The organism is Pinisolibacter sp. DMC19, assembly GCF_056313985.1.
In genome coordinates, this window is sequence record NZ_JBQUZF010000002.1 from 1 (window position 1) to 15,606 (window position 15,606).

14 protein-coding genes and 1 tRNA gene are annotated in these 15,606 nt (G+C 70.0%); 11 read left to right on the forward strand and 4 right to left on the reverse strand.

Going from position 1 to position 15,606, the window contains the following annotated elements:
* Nucleotides 1-62 precede the first annotated feature (62 nt).
* The gene (locus ACT53U_RS04320; protein WP_476153064.1) at nucleotides 63-641 is read left to right on the forward strand and encodes a hypothetical protein; all 579 of its coding nucleotides are present in this window, start codon (nucleotides 63-65) and stop codon (nucleotides 639-641) included.
* A gap of 320 nt (nucleotides 642-961) precedes the next feature.
* Here ACT53U_RS04320 and ACT53U_RS04325 read toward each other — a convergent pair.
* Nucleotides 962-1,053, reverse strand: a tRNA-Ser gene (locus ACT53U_RS04325).
* 252 nt (nucleotides 1,054-1,305) lie between these two features.
* On the opposite strand from ACT53U_RS04325, the gene ACT53U_RS04330 reads away from it, so the two are divergent.
* From ACT53U_RS04330 to ACT53U_RS04355, 6 genes are all read left to right on the forward strand, one after another.
* Nucleotides 1,306-2,475, forward strand: a complete 1,170-nt coding sequence (locus ACT53U_RS04330) for an ABC transporter substrate-binding protein (protein WP_476153065.1) — start codon at nucleotides 1,306-1,308, stop codon at nucleotides 2,473-2,475.
* Nucleotides 2,476-2,783: 308 nt separating this feature from the next.
* Complete coding sequence (locus ACT53U_RS04335; RefSeq protein WP_476153067.1) at nucleotides 2,784-3,722, forward strand: branched-chain amino acid ABC transporter permease; 939 nt, start codon at nucleotides 2,784-2,786, stop codon at nucleotides 3,720-3,722.
* On the forward strand, nucleotides 3,719-4,693 hold the full coding sequence (locus ACT53U_RS04340) for a branched-chain amino acid ABC transporter permease (RefSeq protein ID WP_476153069.1): 975 nt from the start codon (nucleotides 3,719-3,721) through the stop codon (nucleotides 4,691-4,693). Before ACT53U_RS04335 ends, ACT53U_RS04340 begins: the two co-directional genes overlap by 4 nt.
* On the forward strand, nucleotides 4,686-5,438 hold the full coding sequence (locus tag ACT53U_RS04345) for an ABC transporter ATP-binding protein (protein WP_476153071.1): 753 nt from the start codon (nucleotides 4,686-4,688) through the stop codon (nucleotides 5,436-5,438). Before ACT53U_RS04340 ends, ACT53U_RS04345 begins: the two co-directional genes overlap by 8 nt.
* Complete coding sequence (locus ACT53U_RS04350; protein ID WP_476153073.1) at nucleotides 5,435-6,139, forward strand: ABC transporter ATP-binding protein; 705 nt, start codon at nucleotides 5,435-5,437, stop codon at nucleotides 6,137-6,139. Before ACT53U_RS04345 ends, ACT53U_RS04350 begins: the two co-directional genes overlap by 4 nt.
* A gap of 7 nt (nucleotides 6,140-6,146) precedes the next feature.
* Nucleotides 6,147-7,001, forward strand: a complete 855-nt coding sequence (locus tag ACT53U_RS04355; protein WP_476153075.1) for an alpha/beta hydrolase — start codon at nucleotides 6,147-6,149, stop codon at nucleotides 6,999-7,001.
* Nucleotides 7,002-7,008: 7 nt separating this feature from the next.
* Here the strand turns inward: ACT53U_RS04355 and ACT53U_RS04360 are convergent, their stop codons facing one another.
* Complete coding sequence (locus tag ACT53U_RS04360) at nucleotides 7,009-7,650, reverse strand: trimeric intracellular cation channel family protein (protein ID WP_476153077.1); 642 nt, start codon at nucleotides 7,648-7,650, stop codon at nucleotides 7,009-7,011.
* 705 nt (nucleotides 7,651-8,355) lie between these two features.
* On the opposite strand from ACT53U_RS04360, the gene ACT53U_RS04365 reads away from it, so the two are divergent.
* Both ACT53U_RS04365 and ACT53U_RS04370 read left to right on the forward strand, forming a co-directional pair.
* Nucleotides 8,356-10,326 (forward strand): 3-hydroxyacyl-CoA dehydrogenase NAD-binding domain-containing protein, encoded by a 1,971-nt coding sequence (locus ACT53U_RS04365; RefSeq protein ID WP_476153079.1) that lies wholly within the window; start codon nucleotides 8,356-8,358, stop codon nucleotides 10,324-10,326.
* Between the two features lie 367 nt (nucleotides 10,327-10,693).
* Complete coding sequence (locus tag ACT53U_RS04370) at nucleotides 10,694-11,086, forward strand: NifB/NifX family molybdenum-iron cluster-binding protein (protein WP_476153080.1); 393 nt, start codon at nucleotides 10,694-10,696, stop codon at nucleotides 11,084-11,086.
* 39 nt (nucleotides 11,087-11,125) lie between these two features.
* Here ACT53U_RS04370 and ACT53U_RS04375 read toward each other — a convergent pair whose 3' ends face one another.
* Both ACT53U_RS04375 and ACT53U_RS04380 read right to left on the reverse strand, forming a co-directional pair.
* Entirely contained in the window at nucleotides 11,126-11,854 is a 729-nt protein-coding gene (locus ACT53U_RS04375; protein ID WP_476153082.1) for an MgtC/SapB family protein, read from the reverse strand.
* A gap of 319 nt (nucleotides 11,855-12,173) precedes the next feature.
* A complete protein-coding gene (locus ACT53U_RS04380; RefSeq protein ID WP_476153084.1) occupies nucleotides 12,174-13,160 on the reverse strand; it encodes an aldo/keto reductase in 987 nt (328 codons plus the stop codon).
* Nucleotides 13,161-13,385: 225 nt separating this feature from the next.
* Here ACT53U_RS04380 and ACT53U_RS04385 point away from each other — a divergent pair, with 225 nt between their 5' ends.
* Together ACT53U_RS04385 and ACT53U_RS04390 are read left to right on the forward strand one after the other, a co-directional pair.
* Nucleotides 13,386-14,387, forward strand: coding sequence for an aldose epimerase family protein (locus ACT53U_RS04385; RefSeq protein ID WP_476153085.1), 1,002 nt, complete (start codon nucleotides 13,386-13,388; stop codon nucleotides 14,385-14,387).
* 165 nt (nucleotides 14,388-14,552) lie between these two features.
* Complete coding sequence (locus tag ACT53U_RS04390; protein ID WP_476153087.1) at nucleotides 14,553-15,596, forward strand: LacI family DNA-binding transcriptional regulator; 1,044 nt, start codon at nucleotides 14,553-14,555, stop codon at nucleotides 15,594-15,596.
* The last annotated feature ends 10 nt before the right edge of the window (nucleotides 15,597-15,606 follow it).

Genomic DNA, 15,606 nt, shown 5'->3' on the forward strand with positions numbered 1-15,606 from the left:
CCGCGCACCCCGCCCAACAAGGCAATCCCATCCGCCAGAGCGAACTCAGAACTGGATAAAACTTGGGGGCAACGTCACCGAACCTCTCGCAGGCCGAGAATTTCACCATCATTCATCGGTTGGTGAAGGCGATCGTGGTGACCATGGAAACCGTCGACATCACAGTCGACGCCGGCGCCGTTCTCGCCTTGGCTCGCTGTCGGACCGACCGCATCGCCATCCCCGATCGCAAATCCGGCCGCCGAGCGCTCGACGAAGCGGAAGGCGAGACCATCACGCTTACCGTCCCGGCGACGCTGAAACGCGTGGGAATGGAGATGCGGCATCTGATCGAAGCGCCTCGGAATCGCGACGCCCGCAAACCCGACCGCAGCCTGCTACGACTGCTCGCACGTGCCCACCGCTTCCGCGACCTGATCCTGCGTGGCGACGACAAGTCGATTGCCGAACTCGCGGAGGAGAATGGAGTGGGGAGACCCTACTTCTCCCGCATCGTCCGGCTCGGCTTCCTCGCTCCCGACATCACCGCCGCAATCCTCGACGGCCGCCAGCCGGTCGGCCTATCCGCCAAGCAACTGTCGGTCACGGCGGACTTGGCGACGGATTGGCAGGAGCAGCGACGCGAACTCGGGTTCGGGTGATCCGAACACCACCTTATCGATCGCTGCAATTCGATCCCTGCCGATCCGGCGGGGATTCTCGTTCCGCCGTCCCGACCCCTGGGGGACCGGCATCGGAATCCGGTGCGTACGCCAAGAGGCATCCACGAGAACCGGCATTTGCGAAGGGTACCACCAAACCGGCCTCGAGAGATATTCGGGCAGGTCAGGCGCCGATTCCTGTACCGAATGGGTCTCGCGGTCACACGGCCTGATGGTGGGGGGCGACAACCCTTTGAACGTCCCGGGCGATCCGGCACGACCGTCGCAAAGTAATATTATTCAATAAAATCAAATAGTTATGGCGGAGACGGAGGGATTCGAACCCTCGGTACCCTTTTGGGGGTACGCTCATTTAGCAAACGAGTGCCTTCAGCCTCTCGGCCACGTCTCCGGCGCGATCTCTATGCCCGACCGGACCGCGCATTTCAAGGCGGTCGAAGGCCAATCGACACAATCCGCGCGGTCGCTCCCTCCTGCCCGCGTTTTCGGCATCCAGCCCGCGACCGCGACGGAAGCCGCAGGCGACAAGGCAGCGGCGATCCATCTATAAAGGGGGCATCGTTCGCCGGCAGCCGCCCGCCGTCGGCGCGATCGGGGTCGTGTGGCCCTGCCCACCGCGTCACTTCGCCCAAGGACACAAGAGATGGTTCGCAAAGCCGCCCTCGCCGCCTCCGCCGCCCTCCTTCTCGCCTCGGTGGCGCCCGCCGCCGCAGACCCGATCAAGATCGGCTTCCTGGCGACGCTCTCCGGCCCGTCGGCGGCGCTCGGCGTCCACATGCGCGACGGCTTCCAGCTCGCGGTCAAGGAACTGGGCGGCAAGCTCGGCGGTCAGCCGACCGAGGTGATCGTCGTCGACGACGAGCTGAAGCCCGACGTCGCCGTCACCAAGGTCAAGGCGCTCCTGGACCGCGACAAGGTCGACGTCGTCGCCGGCGTGGTCTTCTCCAACGTGATGATGGCGGTCGCCAAGCCGGTGTTCGAGGCCGAGACCTTCCTCGTCTCCGGCAATGCCGGCCCCTCGCCGCTCGCCGGCAAGGCGTGCTCGCCCTTCTTCTTCGCCGCCTCCTACCAGAACGACCAGAACCACGAGACGATGGGCGCCTATGCCCAGTCGAAGGGCTACAAGAAGGTCGTGCTGATGACGCCGAACTATCAGGCGGGCAAGGATTCGATGGCCGGCTTCAAGCGTGCCTACAAGGGCGAGGTGGTCGACGAGATCTTCACCCAGCTCGGCCAGCTCGACTTCTCGGCCGAACTCGCCAAGATCGCCGCCGCCCAGCCCGACGCGGTCTTCACCTTCATGCCGGGTGGCATGGGCGTGAACCTGGTCAAGCAGTGGAATCAGGCAGGTCTCTCCGGCAAGGTGCCGTTCCTCTCGGCCTTCACCGTCGACGAGACGACGCTGCCCGCCACCCAGGACGCCGCCGTCGGCCTGCTGTCGGGTGCCGAATGGGCGCCGAACCTCGACACGCCCGAGAACAAGGCCTTCGTCGCCGCCTACGAGAAGGAATACGGCGTCGTCCCGTCGCTCTACGCGGCGCAGGGCTATGACGCGGCCAAGCTGATCGACGGCGCGCTGAAGGCGACCGGCGGCAAGACCACCGACAGGCAAGCCTTCCGCAAGGCGCTGGCGTCGGCGCCGTTCAAGTCGGTGCGCGGCTCCTTCACCTTCCAGCCCAACGGCTTCCCGAAGCAGAACTTCTACGTCGTGAAGGCGGTGAAGCGCGCCGACGGCAAGTTCGCCACCGAGATCGTCGACAAGGTCTTCGACAACGCGGGCGACACCTACGGCGCGGAATGCCCGCTGAAGTGAGGCGACGCGCGCGGCACCCCCTCCTCCCCCCTCGCGGGGGAGGTGGCCCGGCGAAGCCGGGTCGGAGGGGGTAGCGCGATGCGGAGGCCCTTCACCCTGAGGTGCGAGCGCTAGCGAGCCTCGAAGGGCGGAGGGCCGAGAGGCAAGGCCCGTCGGGGCTTCGCCCTTCGAGGCCCGGCTCCGCCGGGCACCTCAGGATGAAGCCGAACAGGGGTGTTCCGAGCCTCCGCCACCCCAACCTCAGCCCCCTCCCCGACCTCCCCCGCGAGGGGGGAGGGAGAAACGGCGCCCTACGAGATCGTCTTTCCATGTCCTTCACGCTTCTCGCCGTCCAGATCCTCAACGGGCTGCAGTTCGGGCTGATCCTGTTCCTGGTCGCCGCCGGGCTGACGCTGGTCTTCGGCGTGATGGACTTCGTCAATCTGGCGCACGGCGTGCAGTACATGCTCGGCGCCTACCTCACCTCGGTCGCCGTGGCGAAGACCGGGCATTTCGGCCTCGGCCTCGTCCTCGGGCTCGGCGGGTCGCTGGTGCTCGGCTTCCTGTTCGAGATCCTGCTCTTCCGACACCTCACACGGCGCGACCACCTCGAACAGGTGCTCGCCACCTTCGCCGTCATCCTCGTCGTCACCGATGCGGTGAAGGCGATCTTCGGCGCCGCACCCCTGCCCTTCCGCCTGCCGGCCGGGCTCGACGGCTCGGTGCAGTTGATGGCCGGCCTCGCCTATCCGGTGTGGCGGCTGATGATCATCGGATCGGGGCTCGCCGTCGCCTTCCTCCTGTGGTTCCTGATCACCCGGACGCGGACCGGCATGCTGCTGCGCGCCGGATCGACCCATCCGTCGATCGTCTCGGCGCTCGGCGTCGACATCGACCGGGTGTTCCTCTTCGTCTTCGCCTTCGGGGCGATGCTGGCGGGCTTCGCCGGGGCGATGGCCGGGCCGATCCTGTCGGTCGAGCCCGCCATGGGCGACACGGTGCTGATCCTCGCCTTCGTCGTCATCGTCATCGGCGGCATCGGCTCGGTCAGGGGCGCGCTCGTCGCCTCGATCATCGTCGGCCTCGTCGACACGCTGGGCCGGGCCTTCGCCACCGACATCCTGCGCCTCGTCGTCGATCGCTCGACCGCCGCGCAGGCGGGGCCCGCCGTCGCCTCGATGGCGATCTACGTGCTGATGGCGATCGTGCTGATCGTGCGGCCGACCGGGCTCTTCACCGGCGAACGCGCCTGGACGCGCACGCCATGACCGAGACCACGTCCCCCACCCTCTCGGACCGCCTCGCGGGCGTCCTCCTCCATCCGGCGACGGCGATCCTGGCGCTCGCCGCCTTCACCGCCGCCGGCCAGTTCCTCGGCGAGAGCTTCTGGGTGACGCTGGCGGCGCGGGCGGCGATCCTTTCGCTCGCGGCGCTGTCGCTCTCCTTCGTGCTCGGTCAGGGTGGCATGGTCGGCTTCGGTCATGCCGCGCCCTTCGGGCTCGGCACCTATGCGGTGCTGATCGCCGGCGAAATGGGCCTGCGCGACGTCACGGCACTGCTGCCGCTCTCGTTTCTCGCGGGGGCGCTCTTCGCCTGGCCGACGGGGGCGTTGGCGCTCAGGACGCGCGGCGTCTACTTCATCATGATCACCCTCGCCTTCGCACAGATGGCCTATTTCGTCTTCGCGGCGCAGTCGGCGCTCGGCGGCGACGACGGCATGAGCCTCGCCGGCAAGGCGACGCTGTTCGGCGCCAAGTTCTTCCGTTGGGAGGCGAACGTCGCCTGGGTGGCGATCGGCTGCCTCGCCGTCGCCTCGCTCTTCCTCCACGCCGTGGTGAGGGCGCGTTTCGGCCTCGTGCTGCGCGCGGCGCGCGACGCCGAGGCGCGGACGACGGCGCTCGGCTTCCCGGTCTTCCGGGTGCGGCTCGCCGCCTGGGTGCTGGCGGCCGGCATCGCCGGGATCGCCGGCGGGCTGATGGCGGAGCAGACCGGCTTCGTCTCGCCGCAGCTGATGAACTGGCACCGCTCGGGCGAACTCATCGTCATGGTGGTGCTCGGCGGGGCGCGGCGGCTCTCCGGCGCGGTCGTGGGCGCGATCGCCGTGGTGCTGGTCGAGGAGTTCCTCGGTTCGGCGACGGAATACTGGAAGGCAGGGCTCGGCCTGCTGATCCTCGCCGTGGTCTTCGCCCGGGTGATCGACTTCCGCGCCCTCCTTCCGCGGAGGGCGGCCGATGGCTGAGCCGATCCTCGCCCTCGACGGGCTCGTGAAGTCCTACGGCGCGCTGCCGGTGACCGACCACGTCTCGCTCACCGTCGCGGCGGGCGAGATCCATGCGCTGATCGGGCCGAACGGCGCCGGCAAGTCGACGCTGGTCGGCGAGATCGCCGGCACCATCGCCCCCGACCGCGGCCGGGTGATCTTCGCCGGGCGCGACGTGACGCGGCTCGACGCGGCGGCGCGGGCGCGGGCCGGCCTCGCCCGGGTGTTCCAGACCGCCCATGTCGTCCCCGGCTTCACCGCGCTCGACAACGTCCAGCTCGCCGCCATCGCCAAGGACGGCTCGCCCTTCCGCTTCTTCCGCCCCGCGACCTCGGAGGCCAAGACCCGCACCCGCGCCCGCGAGGCGCTCGACCGCGTCGGCCTCGCCGATCGGGCGAACATCGGCGCCGGTGCGCTGTCGCACGGCGAGAAGCGGGCGCTGGAACTCGCCATGGGGCTGGTGCAGGAACCGAAGCTGCTGCTTCTCGACGAGCCGATGGCCGGCACCGGGCGGGAGGAGACCGATCGGCTGACGGAACTCCTCGCCTCGCTCGCCGGTTCCGTGCCGATGCTGCTGGTCGAGCACGACATGGCGACGGTCTTCCGCCTCGCGAGCCGCATCACCGTGCTGATCGCCGGCGCCGTGGCGATCACCGGCTCGGCGGAGGAGATCCGCGCCGACGAGACCGTCCGCCGCGCCTATCTCGGGGAGAGCGCCGCATGACCGCCCTCGTCGCGCTCGAAGGCATCTCCGCCGGCTACGGCGAGGCCCGCGTGCTGTTCGACCTCTCGCTTTCGGTCGCCCCCGGCGAGACCGTGACGCTGATGGGGCGCAACGGCATGGGCAAGACCACGACCATCCGCACGCTCTTCGGCCTCCTCGCCCCGACCGCCGGTCGCGTCATGATCCGCGGCCGCGACATGACGCGGGCGGCGCCGCACGTCCGGGCGCGTGAGGGGCTCGGGCTGGTGCCGGAGGGGCGGCAGATCTTCCCGCGCCTCAGCGTCGAGGAGAACCTCGTCGCCACCGCCTCACGCAAGCCCAGTGCGGCGTGGACCGTCGAACGGGTCCACGGGCTCTTCCCCCGCCTCGCCGAACGCCGCCGCAACATGGGCGACCAGCTCTCGGGCGGCGAACAGCAGATGCTGGCGATCGGCCGGGCGCTGATGACCGATCCGGCCCTGCTCGTCCTCGACGAGGCGACGGAAGGCCTCGCCCCGGTGCTGCGCGACGAGATCTGGGCGGCGCTCGCGGTGTTGAAGCGCGAGGGGCTCGCCATTCTGGTGGTCGACAAGCATCTCGACGCCTCGGCGGCGCTCTCCGATCGCCACGTGGTGATGGAGAAGGGCCGCATCGTCTGGCAGGGTCCGTCGAGCGAGATCGCCCGCGACCGCAGCCTCGCCGCCCGCCACCTCGAACTGTGAGGCCGCCATGACCGACGCCGCGATCGACGCAACCGCCGAATTCGACTTCGTCGGCGGTCAGGTGCAGCCGACTTGGCCGCCGCTGATCGAGGGCTTCGCCCGCGCGAGCGAAGCAACCGCGAAACGTCCCAGCGTCCGCCGCGACGTCGCCTATGGGCTGCATCCGCGTCAGGTCTTCGATTTCGTGCCCGCGAAGGGCACGCCGCGCGCCGTCGTCGTCCACCTCCACCCCGGCTGGTGGCAGATGCGCGACAAGGCCCTCTTCCGCTTCATGGGCGAACGCTTCGCCGATCTCGGCTGCGACACCGTGCTGCCGAACTACCCGCTCGCCCCCGATGCCTCGATCGCCGAGATCACGCGAGCCGTCCGCGCGATCGTGCCGGCGGTCCGGGCAGATGCCGAGGCCCGCCTCGGCCGGGTGCCGCCGATCGTCGCCTCGGGCCACTCGGCCGGCGCGCATCTGGCGGTGGAACTCGCCCTGACCGATCCGGCGACATGGGGGCTTCCCGTCTCGCCGATCGCCGCCGTCTTGGCGCTCTCGGGGGTCTACGAGTTGTCGCGGCTCACTGGAACGTCGCTCAATCGCGCTCTGAAGCTGGACGCAGCCGCCGCGCGGGCCGCATCGCCGATCCACCGGGCGGCGCATGCGCCCTGTCCCGCGCTCTTCGCGGTCGGCGGGGTCGAGACGCCGGCCTTCGTCGCCCAGTCGCGCGACATGGCCACGGCGTGGGAAGCAGCGGGACGTTCGGCGCCGCTGATCGTCTCGGAGGGGGCCGATCACTTCACCCTGCTCGAGCGCTTCATGGACCCGGCCGATCCGCTCGGCCGCGGCGTCGCCGATCTGATCGACGGCGTCGCCTGAGACACCGTCAGTCGCCGCTCGCCGGGTCGTCGTCGCGGGTCGCCTCGCGATCGAGCGGCAGGCGCAGGTTCCAGTCCCACTTCATCGCCATGAAGCGGACGCCGGTCGCCAGCACCGCGCCGACCGGCGCCGTGATCGCGTCGGGCAGGCCGATGCGGTCGCCGAGTGCCAGGACCAGCGCGCCGGCGAAAGCGGCGACGGCGTAGATCTCCTTCTGCAACACCATCGGCGTCTGGGCGGTCAGCACGTCGCGGCCGATGCCGCCGCCGATCGCCGACATCATGCCGAGCAGCGCCGCCATCGGCGCCGAGAGGCCGGCATCGAGCGCGATGCGCGTGCCGACCACGGCATAGAAGCCGAGGCCGATGGCATCGAAGATCGCCACCGGCGCCGCGAGCCGGGCGATCTGGCGATAGGCGAGCGAACAGGCGAGCCCGGCGATGCAGGCGACCGCGGCATAGTGCCAGGTGGCGATGGCGATCGGCGGGATCCGGCCGATCAGCACGTCGCGGACGATGCCGCCCGAGGTCGAGGCGACGAAGGCGAGGAAGACGATGCCGAATGGATCGAGCCGCCGCTCGACGGCGCGCGTGCCGCCCGAAAGCGCGAAGGCGAAGGTTCCGACCAGATCGAGAAGCGTGAGGAACATGATGGTCCGCGTCGTTGGATCGCTCCTCTGTGACGCATTCGGGCGGCGGTTTCCAGTCGCGGCGGGAGATTTCGGGCGCGCTGAACGGGAAAAGGAGCAATCCGCGGGGTGAAATCGCGTTTCCGGCGGCGCGATGCGCGAAAACGGATGCGGAAGCGTGTCGACGTCGCACCCGTGGCCCGGCGCCCTGCCGCGGTCCGCAGCCCCTTCCGAGACCACCGGCATCCGCCCGCCTCTCGCCGAGCCCTCGCGCAGCCACCCCATACCTCCAAATGCCTCGACGTCTCAGACGCCCGCGACGCCCGGCGCTTCGACGCTCGCTCGCCACCCGCCATCCCTCGCCTGCCTTTGCCCCTGCCTCCTCCTGCGCCCTCCCCCTCGCCCTCGCACCTGCCCCTTGATCCCGACCCGCCTCCGACTTGTTCGGTATGCGATACTTGTTCGTATGTCGGACACCCGATCCGTTGACCGGGTGCGGGGGTGACGGCACCGTTTTCGGCAAGAACGGCAGAGAAGCCGACAGGGAGGACGGGGCGGTAGCCGACGGAGGAGACGGGACGACGTCGCACCGACACGCCCGCGGATCGGCGACACACCGGCGGACCGGACAGAAGCCGCCCGTTCGGTGGCCGCCACCGGCGACGGCGCCCGAGACGGCCCCCTCCCGACGGCCCACGCCCCATGAGACCGACGAGAGCAGAGACCATGAGCGAAGAGACCGCCCGCATCACCTACGAGATCCGTGATCGCGTTGCCCTGGTGGGCGTCGATCATCCGCCCGTCAACGCCGCCTCGCAGGCGGTCCGGGCCGGGCTGGTCGCGGCGATGGCGCGGGCGGGCGCGGACGAGGGCGTCGACGCGGTCGTCCTCCATGCCCACGGCCGCACCTTCACCGCCGGGGCCGACATCCGCGAATTCGGCAAGCCGCCGGCGTCCCCGATGCTGTTCGAGGTCTGTTACGCCATCGAGGACTGCCCCAAGCCGGTCGTCGCCGCGGTCCACGGCACGGCGCTCGGCGGCGGCTGCGAACTGGCGTTGGCGGCACACGCCCGCGTGGCGGCGGCCGACGCCAGATTCGGCCAGCCGGAGGTCAATCTCGGCATCATCCCCGGCGCCGGTGGCACGCAGCGGCTGCCGCAGCTCGTCGGCATGCTCCGGGCGATCGAGATGAACGCCTCGGGCAAGCCAATCGGCGCCGGCGAGGCGCGCACGCTCGGCCTCGTCGACGCGATCGCCGAGGGCGATCTCCTGGCGAGCGCCATCACCCATGCCCGCACGCTCGTCGGCAGGCCGCCGGCCCGCGTCCGCGATCTCGCCGTGCCGCCCTTCGACCGGGCGGAAGCGGAGGCCGCCATCGCGGCGATCGAGAAGAAGGCGCGCGGCCAGATCTCGCCCGGCGAGGCGGCGCGCATGACGCTGCGTGCCGCCGATCTTCCCTTCGCCGAGGGTCAGGCGGCGGAACGCGAGGTCTTCCTGCGGCTGGTCGCCTCCGACGAGGCGGCGGCGCTGCGCCATGTCTTCTTCGCCGAACGCGAGGTCGCTCGCGTCGCCAAGACGGACGGTGTCGCCCCCCGTCCGGTCACCCGCGTCGGCGTCGTCGGGGCCGGCACCATGGGGGCGGGCATCGCCGTCGCCTTCGTCGATGCAGGCTACGCCGTGACGGTGGTCGAGACGACCGACGACTTCCTCGCCAAGGGACGCGAGCGCATCGCCGAGGTCTGGGGCCGCGCCGTCGCCTCCGGCCGGCTGAGCGAGGAGGCGCGCGCCGCAAAGCTCGCGTCGATGAGTTTCGCGACCGATCTCTCCGCGCTCGCCGACGCCGATCTGGTGGTCGAGGCGGTGTTCGACGATCGCGAGGTGAAGCGCGACCTGTTCGCCCGGCTCTCAAACGTGGTCGGCCCCGACTGTATCCTCGCCACCAACACCAGCTATCTCGATCCGAACGATCTCGCCGAGGTGGTCGCTCGGCCCGAGCGCTTCGTCGGCATCCACTTCTTCTCGCCGGCCAACGTCATGCGGCTGGCGGAAGTGGTCGACTGCCGCGCGACCTCGGCCGAGACGCTGGCGACCGCACTCGCCGTCGCCAAGCGGCTGAAGAAGCTCGCCGTCGTAACCGGCGTCTGCGAGGGCTTCGTCGGCAACCGCATCTGGGCGCGGTTCCGGCGCGAAGCGGAATACATGCTGGAGGACGGTGCGCTGCCGCAGGAGATCGACGCGGCGATGGAGGGCTTCGGCCTCGCCATGGGGCCCTTCGCTGTCTTCGATCTCTCCGGCCTCGACATCGCCTGGGCGCTGCGCAAGCGCAAGGCGGCGACGCGCGATCCGGCCGAGCGCTACGTCGACATCGCTGATCGCCTCTGCGAGGCCGGCCGCTTCGGTCGCAAGACCGGGCGTGGCTGGTACGCCTATCCCGAGGGAAAGAAGACCGTCGACCCGGAGGTGACGGCGCTGATCGAGGCGGAGGCGGCCCGCAAGGGCATCGCTCGCCGCGCCTTCACGTCTGCCGAGATCGTCGACCGGCTGGTCGCCACCATGGCGGCGGAGGGCGAGGCGATCCTGGCCGAGGGCATCGCGGCGCGGGCCTCGGACATCGACCTCGTCTTCCTCAACGGCTACGGCTGGCCGGCCCGTCTCGGCGGGCCGATGTTCCAGGCGGCCAAGCGCCGACAGGGCTGAAGCTCAGGTGGAGAGTCGAGCGATCGGGCGCGGCGACCTGCGGTTTCCGCGCGACCGCCTCATGTGACGATTCCGCGTGCGGCAGGCCTCGCCTCGCGCATCGATTCAAGCGGCTGAGAGACTGATTCAGCCCGCTGAGAGACTGATTCAACCGGCTGCGACGGTGATTCAAGTCGCTCTCGATCCGATTCCGCGAACGCGCCCAAGTGCCTGATCGCGAATCGCTTTCACCCTCGAAGTTCATGTGCGGGGCGATGTCGCGCCACCGGCTTTCGGGCTTGCGGGCACGGCGGCTCTCGAGGTCAGATGGGGCGTCCGTCGCGCCCACCGGCGGGCTCGTTCGTCCGATCCCGACCGAGGAGCCCCCATGAAGATCGCCGTACCCACCAGGGACTGGGAAGCCGTCGGCTCCCACGCCGGACAGGCGCGCCACTGGCTCGTCTTCGACCTCGCCGACCATCGCGAGGGTCGCCCCCTGCCCGTCCCCGCCCGCGTCGAGCTGACGAAGGATCAGGTCTTCCATCACTTCCGCGACGAGGCACCGCACCCGCTCGACGGCGTCGACGTGGTGGTCGCGGGCAGTGCCGGCGACGGCTTCGTGCGGCATCTGAAGAAGCGCGGCACCGAGGTGCTGCTGACCGGCGAGACCGATCCGACGAAGGCGATCGAACGCATCCTCGCCGGCGAGGCCCTGCCCGATCAACGCTTCGACATCACCACGACGCTGTGCAAGCTCAAGGACCTGTTCTCGCGGCATTGAGCGCGGCCATCACGCGCGTCATTCCTTTCAATGGACGCGTCAAGCGCGTCCGGGGGCGAGGCGGAACTCCAGCACTTCGTGCGAACTGGCGAGGTCGTTGACCAGCGCGTCGGCGCGGCCCTTGCCGCCGTCGCGCAGCACCAGTTCCCAGCGCACGCGGCCGGCCTTCTGGGCGTAGTCGTAGGTCCAGTCGGCGACCTCGAAGCCGTAGTCGCGCATCACCGCGCGGATCTGCTCGCCGGTCGGCACGTCGTCGTGCGGATAGGCGAGCGTCAGGTGCAGCGTCGTCTGGTGCGGCAGCTTCTTTTCGAGATCGCCGAGGCCGGTCATGGCGGCGACGGTGATCACCGTGGCGCCGATCGCCGTGCCGTAGAAGCCGACGCCGATCAGCACGCCGATCGCCGAGGTCATCCAGATCGAGGCGGCGGTCGACAGGCCGCGGATGGTGAAGCCCTCCTTCATGATCACCCCGGCGCCGAGGAAGCCGACGCCGGTCACGATGCCCTGGACGACGCGGGTCGGATCGGCGGCGAGCGGGCTCGCGGCATGGCCGCCGTACCACTCGGCCGGATAGCCGCAGATCGCCGTCAGCATGGTGGCGGCGACGCAGACCAGCGTGTAGGTGCGCATGCCGGCGGCGCGGCCGTGATAGGTGCGCTCGTAGCCGACCAGCAGACCGACCGCCGTGGCGCCGAGGAGGTGCAGCAGCAGAAAGGCATTGGCGACGAGCGGCGCGCCCGTCCAGTAGTCGAGCAGTTGCTGCGCCATGACGTCCTCCCGCGGGGCCGGTCGCGGCGCGCGCGAAACGGTCCCTCCCCTTGGCCGGCGAAGCGGATTTCACGCGATGCGCGCGCGGCTTCTCCCGACCCGGCGATGATGCGCCGCGAGCGGTGAAGGATCGGTATGCGGCGGGGATGGTGGCGGGGGTCGGATCGACGTCCATGCGTGATGCTTCGAGACGGGCCGCCTTGGGCGGCCCTCCTCAGCATGAGGCGCTTGTTTTCGCCGATGAATTCTCCGGAGCCTCATCCTGAGGAGCGCCGCAGGCGCGTCTCGAAGGATCGCGCACGGAGGCCTCTCGGTCCCCTCACCAACGGTGATGGACGTGGGGGGCGATCAGGCGCTCGTAGATCTCGCGGGCAGCCGCCATGGTCTCGTCGGAGAGGGCGGCGAGATCGGAGGCGGCGGCGTTGGCGCGGGCCTGCTCGGCGTTGCGGGCGCCGGGGATGACCACGGTCACCGCGTCGGCCATCAGGATCCAGCGCAGGGCTAAAGCCGCCATCGACGCACCCGCCGGCACCAGACGACGCACCTCCTCGACCGCCGCGAGGCCGACCTCGAAGGGCACGCCGGCGAAGGTCTCGCCGACGTCGAAGGCCTCGCCGTGGCGGTTGAAGGCGCGATGATCGTCGGCGGCGAAGGTGGTCGCCGCGGTGATCTTGCCGGAGAGGAGGCCCGAGGCCAGCGGCACGCGGGCGATGACGGCGATGCCCTTCGCCTTCGCCTCGCGGAAGAACAGCGAGGCCGGGCGCTGGCGGAACATGTTGTAGATGATCTGGATCGAGACGCAGCCGGGGTATTCGATCGCCTTCAGCGCCTCTTCGACCTTCTCGACGCTGACGCCCCAGTCGCGGATCTTGCCCTTGGCCTTCAGCGCCTCCATGGCGTCGGCGACCTCGCGACGATAGAGCGTCTCGGTCGGCGGGCAGTGGAGCTGGACGAGGTCGAGGCGCTCGACGGCGAGGTTCTTCAGCGAACGATCGACGAAGGCCTCGAGGTTCTCGGCCGTATAGCCCGCATCGACGTGCGGGTTCAGCCGGCGGCCGGCCTTGGTGGCGACGAAGGGGCGCGTGCCGCCGCGTTCGGCGAGCACCTGGGCGACGATGCGCTCGGAGCGGCCGTCGCCGTAGACGTCGGCGGTGTCGACGAAGGTCATGCCGGCGTCGAGCGCGGCGTTCAGCGCGGCGCGGCCGTCGGCCTCGGCCACGTCGCCCCAGGAGCCGCCGATCTGCCAGGCGCCGAAACCGATTTCCGAAACGGCATGGCCGGTGCGGCCGAAGATGCGGGACTTCATGGGACGTCTCCTCGCAAACGCGCGACTTCGCGCGCTGATCTCGTGGTGCGCACCTCGAGATAGCGCATATCGCTCCGCTCGCAAGCCCCGATTTCGGAATGACGGCAGCGGCGCGCGGAATATCGCCGCGTTCCGCGACGTCGCCCCCTCTCGCGGAACGACGCGGATCGGCTTATCGTCGGGCCTCGTGCGAGGTGCGAACATCGGCGCGCCACGGAGGACGACATGAACCGCATCGGCGAATTCGGCAAGCGCGACGGCGAACCCGTCGTGGCGGTGGAACTGGTGGCGCCGGGCGGCGGCATCGTCTCGATCTGTTCGATCGGCGCCTCGATCCGCGACTTCGTCGCGCCGCTCGCCGACGGCTCCAGCCGCCGCGTCGTCCTCGGCTTCGAGGACCCGACGGCCTATGCCGACAATCCCGCCTATCTCGGCGCCATGGTCGGGCGCTACGCCAACCGCATCGGTGGCGGCCGTTTCCGCCTCGACGGGCGCGACCACACGCTGCCGATCAACGACGGCGGCCGCAACACGCTGCACGGCGGGCCTAACGGCTTCTCGCGTCGCAACTGGACGCTCGAGGCGACGACGGAGAGTTCCGTCACCCTGTCGCTGGTCTCGCCCGACGGCGACGAGGGCTTCCCCGGTCGGGTCGCCGTGCGCTGCACCTACACGCTGACCGAAGCCGCGACGCTCGCTTACGAGATCACCGCGACGACCGACGCACCGACGGTCTTCAACGTGGCGAACCACGCCTATTTCACCATGAACGACGGCGGCGACAGTCGCGATCATCGGCTCCGGCTGCTCGCCGACTTCTACACGCCCTGCGACGACAGTACCTGCCCCACCGGCGCCGTTCTGCCGGTCGACGCCAGCCATCACGACTTCCGCAGCGCGCGGCGGATCGCCGAGGATTTCGACGTCAATTTCGCCGTCGCGGCTGCGCCCGGCGAATCGGTCGTGGCGGCCGAGGTGACCGCCCCCGACGGGCGGCTGGCGCTGGAGGTGGAGACCGACCGGCCGGGCATCCAGCTCTATACCGGGCAGTTCCTCGGCCCTTCGGCGGCCCCGCTCGGCGGCCTCGTCCACAGGGCGCACGCCGCCTTCTGCCTCGAGGCGCAGGACTTCCCCGACGCGCCCAACCGCCGCCAGTTCCCGGCGACGCGGCTGGCGCCGGGCGAGACCTATCGCCAACGCACGGTCTATCGCTTCCTGCCGCGTTGAGTTTCGGCCGATTTGAGGGGCACCTCGACGCCTCGAGCGAGGGCGCTTCCACGTGCCTTCGGCTGAAACGTCACGCATTGCCGTCGGCCTCGCCGCAGCGCGGCATTTGCGGTGCAGCGACGAATTGAGTTGCGCACCTCAGAAAATTGCGCGATCCATCGGAGCATGAACACGCAAGCCGATCTCTCCGTCACGACCCTGAAGGACGTCGCCCGCGAGGCGGGCGTGTCGCTCGCCACCGTCGACCGCGTCCTGCACGGTCGACCGGGCGTCCGCAAGGCGACGGTGCAGCGGGTCGAGGAGACGATCGACCGGCTCGGCTTCCGCCCCCATGCGGCGGCGGCGGAACTGGCGCGCGGCAAGAGCTATCGCTTCTGCTTCGTCATGCCGAAGAGCCTCAACGCCTTCATGACCGAGATCCAGGAGACGGTCATCAAGGAGCGCGCGTGGCTGACGGCGCGGCGCACCCTGGTCGACATCGTCGAGACCGACGTCTTCGATCCCAACGCCTTGACCTCGACGCTCGAGGAGGTCGGCCACCGCTACGACGGCATCGCGGTCGTGGCGCTCGACCATCCGCTGGTGCGCGCGGCGATCGACGATCTGATGGCCTCGGGCATTCACGTCATCACGCTGGTCTCCGACGTGCCCGCCTCGCATCGGGCGCGCTACGTCGGCATCGACAACATCGCGGCGGGCCGCACGGCGGGCTCGCTGATCGGCCGCTTCATCGGTGCGCGCAAGGGCAAGGTCGCCGTCGTCGCCGGTTCGCTGGCGCTGTCGGACCACACCGACCGCTTCATCGGCATCTCGCGGGTGATCGCCTCGGACTTCCCCGGCCTCGAGCTGATGCTGCCGGTCGAGGGTCGCGACGAGGACGCCACCAACCAGGCGCTGACGGTCAAGCTCGTGAAGGACGTGCCCGACCTCGTCGGCATCTACAACATCGGCGCCGGCACCTCGGGCATCGCCACGGCGCTGGTCGAGACGGGCCGCGCCGGCGACGTCGTCTTCGTCGGCCACGACCTCACCACCCACACCCGGCGCTTCCTGCTGACCGGGGTGATGGACGCGGTGATCTCGCAGAATCCCGGCCGCGAGGCCCGTTCGGCGCTCCGCATCCTGCAGGCGCTGGCGCGCAAGGAACCGATCTCGACCGGTCAGGAGACCATCGGCATCGACATCGTCATCCGCGAAAACCTGCCCTGAGGGATCCCCG